The following is a 2,841-nucleotide window of genomic DNA, read 5'->3' as shown; positions in this document are numbered from 1 at the left end:
ACCGTGCTGAGCTGGCCGTGTTCGTCGTAGCGGTATTGAGCCAGGGTTTCGACCGCTTCGTTATTCACCACCCGCTTGATGTCGGTCAGCCGGCCCAGCGGGTTGTCGTAATGCAGGTGCACGCGGGTGCCCCCGGTGGCGAGAAAACGCAAGAAGTGGCTGAGACAACGTTGGCAGCCACTTCTATGTCTCATCCCTCAATTTTAATGAACAAAACCCGTGCTACCTTTTACGCGTCACTCCAACCACACATCAAAACCATAACATATAAACCTTAACTTTCGGATGGCCGGCAATTATAATCGCTCAAATTTTAGTCCATCTTACCGCCGATCATCTAACGCTCACGAAAACATGATCAAGCTTCATACCTGCTTGAAAACTCTTCATAAACATCCAAAGAATTAAGCCTGCAAGCCGTTCTATTTTCAAGCTCTTCAGCAGCATTATCATCGGTAACGCTAACAAACAAAACAGGTTCTGTCACCAAGAAGCTCTGAAAGAAGCCTGTCTCTCGCAACGAACTTAAAACTCGTGCCATGGCAGAATAAAGCCCCTCCCTGAAGGTCGAGATATCAATACGCTCACTGTCCTCTCTCAACTCCTTACAAGCATTTTTAAACAGATCTCTACGCCAGCCCTCGTACACCCACTCCGAAGTAGCCCACTTGAAATACGGGACGGAATCCTCGCGATCCTCCTCATCTTCTTTCTGAACTTTTAGATCCAACGCTTCGAGAGAGTTGCCTGCAACGGCAATAGTCATTGCACTGCTGTCAGTATAAAGAGAAAATGCGTAAAATCTCTCGTCAGAGTGCGTCCTCTGCAACTCATCCAAAGCTTGTTTGACAAGCGGCGTAATTTTGCCTTCAAATTCCGTCCAGTTCATCATCCACTCCTACAAAGTACCCCACGAGCGATACGTCGCCTGCCAGACAATCTCACCCTCGCTATTGCTCATTTCTAGGGGCGTGCCGATCTGATCGGACATCGATGATGATATGCGGCATGCCGTCTTCGCCACAGAAAATCTCGTCCTCTAACTAAGCGTAGCTTTGGATAACCTCAAGCGCGGCAATGGCAGCGACATAACCCCTACTGCAGATTTAAGTGGATCTCAATAAATTGGGGCGGTTACCGCCCCATAGATATCATCTCCTATTTTAAAGAGCATGACCTAGATTCGGCCTGTAGAACATACACATTATGGAAAGTGGAACTGATTTGATCGATGACGCCAAATCTTGTAACAGGGCGCTAATCTAAACACCACCCAGAAACCAAGAACATTGAATTATACGGCTTAAATCAAAATGTGAACCGTCAGAGACCATCTATCCAAAACTCGAACTCCTTGGCCTCCTCCGCCGAGTTCAACTGGGCAATCCACTTGCACTCCCAGTCAGGCCTAACCATATCGGAAACCGCAAAGACTACAATTTTACCGGACAAATGCGTAGCACGCACCTCATCCAACACGTCTACGCACATTTGAAAAACACCTTCACAATGAGCTTCAAAATCTTGCTCTGGACTTACGGAATCGCTCAGGCTTGCTAACTCCTCAGAAATTCCATCAAACAATTCAGCAGCATAAGCTTCATGGCTCCACTCCGCTGGCGCCCACTTATAATATATAGCATCATCTGGGTCACTCGACTGCATTGCCTCCAAATTGCTCTTCAGATTAAAGGAGGGGGCTAAAGTACGAGCATCTGTGTCTGAGTAAAGAGCAAACGCACAAACTGCATGACCCGAAAACTCATTAGTCATTCTATTAATAGCGGCAATCGTAGCCGCCTTAATTTTTTCTTTCAAATCCTTGCAGTCCATATACTCACCTTCATCATCTATGGCAATAAATCAATCGTACCGTCCGCGAAATGCTGACCCATTTTTCTTAAAGCTGCGACTACGCTATCTCTGGACCCTGCGCCACCGGCATCGGCCTTAGCCAAAGCCTCGTATACTTTTCTCGCGTTGGCAGTTGAGTGCCCAGTATTGGGTACCCAAACCAAGTTCTTTTTACCCTTGTACCAATCAATATCATGTCTTACCAGAATTTCCTTACTCTTATCAAGAATAGCTCGCATCTCTTTGTCTTTACCATTCTTGAACACAATGTGATGGGCATGCGGCCTGACCATTCCTTTAGGGGGGTTCACCTCCACCAATGCTTCTGAGATGATTACCCCACTTGACAGTATCGGCGCACAGGCCCAAGGGATCCACCCAGGTGAATGGATTGGCTGTATACTCATAAAGGTTCCAGCCACCATATAAACCGATTGGATCTTGCGTTAAAAACTTACCAACTTCAGGGTCATAGTACCGTAACGTGTTGTAATGAAGTCCTGTGTCGTAATCAAAATACTGACCTTGGAATCGCAGATTTTGCTCAATCGCATTAACAGCAAGGCTCTCAATCGCCCCCCACGAACGATACGTCGCCTGCCAAACGATCTCGCCCTCACTATTGCTCATTTCAAGGGGCGTGCCGATCTGATCGGTGTGGAAGTAGTAGACCTTCTGCTCTTGGCCCACCGCCTGATCAACACGAGCCAACGGTGCATAGCTGCCCGGCTCATAGAAATACAGAATACTCTGCCCAGGCGTCTCCTCACGCAGCATCCTCAGCCCTCGCCAGAGCTTGCCATTGACCAGCGTCTCCGCCCGAACCAGCCGGTTCTCGCAGTCATAGCTAAAGCTCTGCAACTTGCTATGCCCCGAGCGCTTCTCGATCAGGTTGCCCCACGGATCGTAGCGGTACTCCTGATCGCGCCAACGCTTGATGCGGTTGTCCTTCACCTTCTCAAACTGCCGAGCGTTGAAGTCGAGCCT

The 2,841-nt window shown here is 48.4% G+C and carries 4 protein-coding genes and 1 pseudogene; all 5 read right to left on the bottom strand.

Annotated elements, in window-relative coordinates:
• Nucleotides 1–358 precede the first annotated feature (358 nt).
• A complete protein-coding gene (locus BLX42_RS12290) occupies nt 359–889 on the bottom strand; it encodes a DUF4303 domain-containing protein (protein WP_161871859.1) in 531 nt (176 codons plus the stop codon).
• A 12-nt stretch (nt 890–901) separates the two neighbouring features.
• Nucleotides 902–988: pseudogene (locus BLX42_RS12285) on the bottom strand (RHS domain-containing protein); the annotation flags it as partial.
• 335 nt (nt 989–1,323) lie between these two features.
• Nucleotides 1,324–1,833 carry a DUF4303 domain-containing protein gene (locus tag BLX42_RS12280; RefSeq protein ID WP_161871858.1) on the bottom strand — a complete coding sequence of 170 codons (510 nt, stop codon included), beginning with the start codon at nt 1,831–1,833 and terminating at the stop codon, nt 1,324–1,326.
• A 17-nt stretch (nt 1,834–1,850) separates the two neighbouring features.
• The gene (locus BLX42_RS12275) at nt 1,851–2,171 is read right to left on the bottom strand and encodes an AHH domain-containing protein (RefSeq protein ID WP_256671978.1); all 321 of its coding nucleotides are present in this window, start codon (nt 2,169–2,171) and stop codon (nt 1,851–1,853) included.
• Nucleotides 2,152–2,841: RHS repeat domain-containing protein (locus BLX42_RS12270; RefSeq protein ID WP_256671977.1), on the bottom strand; the 690-nt coding region annotated here is incomplete at its 5' end. The genes BLX42_RS12275 and BLX42_RS12270, both read right to left, overlap by 20 nt.

It is taken from the genome of Pseudomonas sp. SG-MS2 (genome assembly GCF_009933855.1).
Taxonomy (GTDB): domain Bacteria; phylum Pseudomonadota; class Gammaproteobacteria; order Pseudomonadales; family Pseudomonadaceae; genus Aquipseudomonas; species Aquipseudomonas putida_E.
Note: the sequence above shows the minus strand (reverse complement) of the source record. Positions and strands in the feature narration are given on the sequence as shown.

Coding starts and splice junctions, on each gene's coding strand:
- BLX42_RS12280 (WP_161871858.1), bottom strand. CDS start 1,833: ATGGACTGCAAGGATTTGAAAGAAAAAATTAAGGCGGCTACGATTGCC.
- BLX42_RS12290 (WP_161871859.1), bottom strand. CDS start 889: ATGAACTGGACGGAATTTGAAGGCAAAATTACGCCGCTTGTCAAACAA.